Origin of the sequence: Chamaesiphon sp. OTE_8_metabat_110 (genome assembly GCF_031382685.1) — a bacterium.
Classification (GTDB): Bacteria; Cyanobacteriota; Cyanobacteriia; order Cyanobacteriales; family Chamaesiphonaceae; genus Chamaesiphon.
Map to the genome: position 1 here is coordinate 1 of NZ_JANMZA010000172.1, position 5,284 is coordinate 5,284.

Consider the following 5,284-nt stretch of genomic DNA (forward strand, 5'->3'; position numbering starts at 1 on the left):
TTAGTCTGAGAATTAGCAACAATTTTAGCCTGCGGATCGACGGCATTAATCGCTTGGGTGATGGTAGCAACGCAAGCACCACAAGCCAAATCGGGAACGGTAAATGTTGTTAGCATGAGAATATTTTCTAGGTAAGAGATCTGTCGAACTTTAGCAAAGCAACAATGTCAGCGGCGCTAGCAACGCGGGGGGATTCGATCGCGTTGCAAAATTGATTGTTGGAGGCGACAATTTCGGCTAGGATATAAAGCTAAAGAAAATATATCCTAATTTGGCACTAACCTAACACCATCAGTGCAATTTTGCGAGGCAAAACCCTCTGAGGAACGCGTAGCAATCTTTCAGAGGCATATTAGCAGGTGACGTTTATGAATCGATCGCGATTATGGCAGGAGCGGGCGAGTGGTTCGTCTGGGGATGATAACTTGGAGGCGCTCCCGGCGGGAAGTTGGCGGTTGCCTGCGGCGATCGCGGTTGGAAGTCTGCTGCTGGGCGGGATCTGGTTTTTTCAACAAACCAGTCTCAGACATCTCAACGAGCAAATCCAGCAACTCCAACAAGACATCGATAAAATTTCGCATGAGGCGATCTCTCCCGTCGCACGCGTGAATCTCGAAAAGGAACCGATCCTGCTCGAACGCGATCGGATTAATGCCCAAAATGGTGTCTATGATGTCTTGTTTGACGGTATTGGCACATTGTTACTCGGAGGGCTAGCATATGCTGGCTGGCAGTATTTACGCCGTGCTGAGGCGCGATGGCAACTCACCTACGATCGATCGATTACCGATCGCTTCAGTCAAGCAATTTCGCACTTAGCCAGCGATAAAGTTGAAATTCGGCTCGGCGGCATCTATACCCTCGAATGCCTAGCTCGGGATTCCCCAGCGGAGTACTGGCTGACGATCGAAGTCCTCACCGCCTTCGTGCGCGAACGCTCGGCGAGAGTCGAAGTCTCATCACCGCCCCGATGGGAAAAATCGTCCACTGGCGATCCCCCTAGCCCCGCCCCCAGTCGCCGACTCCCCCAATCGTTGCGGATCCCGACAGATATTCAAGCGGTTATGACTATTTTAACCCGCCGGGATAGTAGCAAAGATCTCCCCGATCGAATTATCGAACTGCGCCAAAGTAATCTCCGCAATGCCGATCTCAACGGCATCGAACTCTGGGGGGCAAATCTGTGGCAAGTAAATCTGCGGCAAGCGCACCTGTGGCAAGCCAAACTAGCAGGTGCCTCACTCGGCAGAGCCAATCTCAGCGATGCCAGCCTCTGGCAAGCCGATCTCGAAGATGCTTATTTGTGGAAAGCCAACCTCGAAGGTGCCGATCTCAGCTCGGCAAATCTTGCAGGTGCCAATCTCGAAGGCGCGAATCTCAAAAGCACCAACCTCGAAGGTGCCAATCTGATTAATGCCGATCTGCGCCAGACTGTCGGCTTGACTCGCCAGCAACTCAGTCTAGCTATTTGCGATGAAACGACACAATTACCCGCCTATTTAGAAGCTGTTACTAAATTAATTGAGAATTGAGAATTGCGGATGCGCACGTCATGGAGGTGTATCCTTCCAGGTATAGCGCAACCTTGCAGCGAGACAGCGACGCATCGAACGGGAGGTTCCCTCTTATTTTGTGTGCGTCAAGACAAGACAAGCAAACCCTACTTTTTGTTAAAAGCTGTCATTAATTTATGGTAAGGTAAACAACGAGAAATTTAGGTGCATAGATGAGCAAAATTTTAGTTAGTTCGATCGCGATACTTGGGGCTAGTTTTTTAGGTTCGTTACTGCAATTAGCAGTTAGCAATCCAGCGGCGATCGCCGTTAATTCGTCACAACACCAGCCGCGTCCGCAGACGATTGCCACAGCAATAAGCAAAGGTGCTAAAACTATTACGACTCCTTCTGGCTTAAAATATACCGTCCTCAAAACTGGTAAAGGAGCCACCCCCAAAAAAGGACAAACAGTTTGCGTCCACTATACTGGCACGCTTACTAATGGTAAAAAGTTTGATAGTTCGCGCGATCGGGGTCAACCTTTTAGCTTCCCATTAGGTGAAGGTAGAGTAATTCCTGGATGGGACGAAGCGCTGAGTACGATGAAGGTCGGCGAACGTCGTAAATTAACAATTCCGCCGAAATTGGCTTATGGTGAAGCAGGTGCTGGCGGTGTTATCCCACCGAATGCGACGCTAATTTTTGATGTCGAATTGCTCAAAATCGGTCAGTAAAAATCGATGAATTAAGCTTCGAGATTAGCATGTTAATCGATATGTTTAGACACTAGAAAATACCTGTAACTATGATGGTGGGCACTGCCCACCCTACTGGCTCTGACTAGCTCGATCGGGAGACATAAACTGTAATAAGCTTAGGAAGGCTCGATCTGCTTCAGCTTCAGCCAGACTTGAAATTTCAACATGATACTTCATGTTGGTAAGTAGGTAGATGCAATTATTTATAAGATAGATTATGTCTGAAACATAGCTGGTGGGCAGTGCCCACCCTACACGATATCTTATATTTAATTACGCCCAGCTACTTAGATGATGTTTTTGACGCTGTTCGGTAGCATATTCATCAAAGGATCGAAACTTGCCTGCATCGAACTCATCTAATCCCTGCTGAATACCGACGATCGCTTCCGCTGAATCTTGTGTTTCCCATTCAAGAACACTCGCCAAAAGCTCAGCCGCAACAAGATTAATATCCTGTCCTTGACGTATTGTTTTCTCTCGTAGCTGTTCTTCCAGTTCCGGACTTAGGGTAACGACAATCGACATAGATTTATTCCCTTTAATTTAATCTATATATTATCCTAACAAAACAGGTGAAATCATCAATCACTAGTAGCCCTCACATAAATCGTAGGTTGGGTAGAGCGCAAACGTTAGCGTAGCCTCTCCGTTAGGAGGCAACCCAAATCTCCCACAATTATTGGTATTGCCTAAAGCCTAATCACTAGTCTGACGATATTGTTCGATAAAATCTTGGACTTGTTGGCGGTATTCGCGCATCGTTTCATCGACCCAATTGCGATCGTTACCATTGACATAAATATGTACCAAAGGTTCGCCTGCATCGGGGAGAATTAAGATCCAGCGATCGTCTTGATAATTGATAATTTTGACACCATCTTCGGTATCTAAATATTCGGGTTGATGGGTTTCGAGAATATGCCGCATCAAGCCGCCTTTTGCCGTCCAGGGACAGCGGATCGAGTGACTGCGGTAGAAGACGCGGGGGAGTTCGGCGCGAAGGCTGCTGAGGGAGCGCTCTTGGCGGGTGAGCATTTCGATCAGCTTGGCGATGCAGAACATCGCATCGAAGCCGGGGTGAAATTCGGGGAAGATGAAGCCCATTTCCCCGCTCCCGCCGAGGACGACGTTTGGGAGCTGCTGACAGGCTTCCATCAGGGCGGTGGGGCTGGCTTTGGTGCGCTTGACTTTGCCCCCATGACGGCGGACGATTTGTTCGATCGCGCTGGAGACTTGGACGGGGACGACGACAGTCCCGCCGGGATAGGCGGTGAGGACGATTTGCACCATCAGGGCGGTGAGCATATCGCCGCGAATGGGTACGCCTTCTTCGTCTACGAGGATCAGTTGTTCGCCATGGGCGGAGACTTGGACGCCGAAGGAGCCTTTGAGGGCGACGACGACGTGTCCGAGCTGGTTGAGGAGGACTTCCCGCTCGTTGGCGGTGAGGGACATCTGGCTGAGGCTGGCGTTGAGGACTACCGCATCGCAGCCGAATTTGGACAGGAGGATGGGCAGGATCGCGCCAGAGACGGCGTAGACATAATCGACAACTACTTTGGAACTAGCATGACGGATCGCGTCGATATTCAGTTGTTTTTGGAAGGCAGATTTGTAGATTTCCATGCCTTGGGAGAAGCGATTGACATCGCCAATTTCGGAAATACGCGCGCGGCGTAAGTCTTCTTTAAAGTAGGCGGATTCGATCTTTTTCTCTTGGGTGGTGGAGATATTGATGCCGCGATCGTCGAAGAATTCGACTAAGATCGAATCCATCCGATCGGGATGCAATCGGACGTGGATGCCGCCGACAACGGTGACTTCATCCTGACGTTGGCGCAAGGAGTAGATAATCTTGCGAGCGACGGGGATGGCGGTAGCTTCGAGATCTTGAATATTAATCCCTACCGACATCAATCCGGCAATCAGCGATCGCGACACCATCCGCGAGACATTCCGCTGATCGCGGGAAACCGTTACCTGAGAGCCGGGTTTGAGGGTGGAACCATATGCTGCCCCGAGTTTAACGGCGAATTCGGGCGTGATATCGATATTTGCCAACCCCTGTACGCCGCGCTGGGCGAACAGATTGCGGTGGGCGATTTGACCCCAAATGAGATTGATATTGAGGACGGCTAAGGGTTCGATTTCTTTATTCGGCCAGACGCGGACATTCGGGTTGATTTGCGCTTCCTCGCCGACGTTCGACAGTGCGCCCAAAACTGCCCCTTCCAGGACTTGTGCGCCGCGACCGACTCTCACCCCCCGCGCGAGGACGCAAGCCCGGAGCTGGGCATCCTCGCCGATGATGCAGCCACTGCCGATAATCGGACGTTTGAGATTGGCACCAGCACCGATCGCGACATTATCCCCGACGATCGTTTCTGCCGAAATTTTGACCCGCGCCCCAATTTTACAATTAGCGCCAATTACAGCGGGAGCCTCGATTTGGGCACTCGGATCGATATAAGTATTTGCGCCGATCCAGATCCCTGGGCTAGTTTCGGGAAATGGCCAATCGAGCTTGACTTTGCCGCGCAGCGCATCGTATTGAGCTTCGCGATAGGTGTCGAGTTGACCGATATCGCACCAGTAGCCTTTGGCGACGTAGCCATACATGGGGACATCATGCTTTAGCAATTGGGGGAATAAGTCTTGGGAAAAGTCGGCTTCGGTATCGGGATGGAGGTAGTCGAGGACTTCGGGTTCGAGGATATAGATACCCGTATTGACGGCATCGGAAAATACTTCACTCGCTGAAGGCTTTTCCAAAAAGCGGCGCACGCGCTTGTCTTCATCGATAATTACTACCCCAAAATCGACTGGATAAGGAAACACCGTCAAAATAATCTTCCAATAGGCACCTATTTGGCGGTGAAATTCGATCGCGCCAGTCAGATCGATATCGGTGAGACTATCGCCACTAATTACCAAAAATGTCCCGCCCAAAATTTCTTCGACATTTTTGACGCAACCAGCCGTACCGAGGGCGCGTTCTGCCTCGATCGCATAGTGAATTTTGACACC

The 5,284-nt window shown here is 50.4% G+C and carries 4 protein-coding genes; 2 read left to right on the forward strand and 2 right to left on the reverse strand.

All coding sequences use genetic code 11. The annotated features are described in order from the left end of the window. The first annotated feature begins 368 nt into the window (after positions 1–368). Together RMO52_RS06185 and RMO52_RS06190 are read left to right on the forward strand one after the other, a co-directional pair. A complete protein-coding gene (locus RMO52_RS06185; RefSeq protein ID WP_310411937.1) occupies positions 369–1,532 on the forward strand; it encodes a pentapeptide repeat-containing protein in 1,164 nt (387 codons plus the stop codon). 194 nt (positions 1,533–1,726) lie between these two features. Next, positions 1,727–2,230, forward strand: coding sequence for an FKBP-type peptidyl-prolyl cis-trans isomerase (locus RMO52_RS06190; RefSeq protein WP_310411940.1), 504 nt, complete (start codon positions 1,727–1,729; stop codon positions 2,228–2,230). Positions 2,231–2,527: 297 nt separating this feature from the next. Here RMO52_RS06190 and RMO52_RS06195 read toward each other — a convergent pair whose 3' ends face one another. Both RMO52_RS06195 and RMO52_RS06200 read right to left on the reverse strand, forming a co-directional pair. Further along, positions 2,528–2,782: a hypothetical protein gene (locus RMO52_RS06195; protein ID WP_309745053.1), complete on the reverse strand. Its 255-nt coding sequence runs from the start codon at positions 2,780–2,782 to the stop codon at positions 2,528–2,530. Positions 2,783–2,953: 171 nt separating this feature from the next. Further along, positions 2,954–5,284, reverse strand: a 2,331-nt coding sequence (locus RMO52_RS06200) for a mannose-1-phosphate guanyltransferase (protein WP_310411943.1), incomplete at its 5' end; no start/stop codon positions are given.

What these genes read in the sequence shown, in the direction of transcription:
- RMO52_RS06185 (WP_310411937.1), top strand. Translation starts at nt 369, where the DNA reads ATGAATCGATCGCGATTATGGCAGGAGCGGGCGAGTGGTTCGTCTGGG.
- RMO52_RS06190 (WP_310411940.1), top strand. Translation starts at nt 1,727, where the DNA reads ATGAGCAAAATTTTAGTTAGTTCGATCGCGATACTTGGGGCTAGTTTT.
- RMO52_RS06195 (WP_309745053.1), bottom strand. Translation starts at nt 2,782, where the DNA reads ATGTCGATTGTCGTTACCCTAAGTCCGGAACTGGAAGAACAGCTACGA.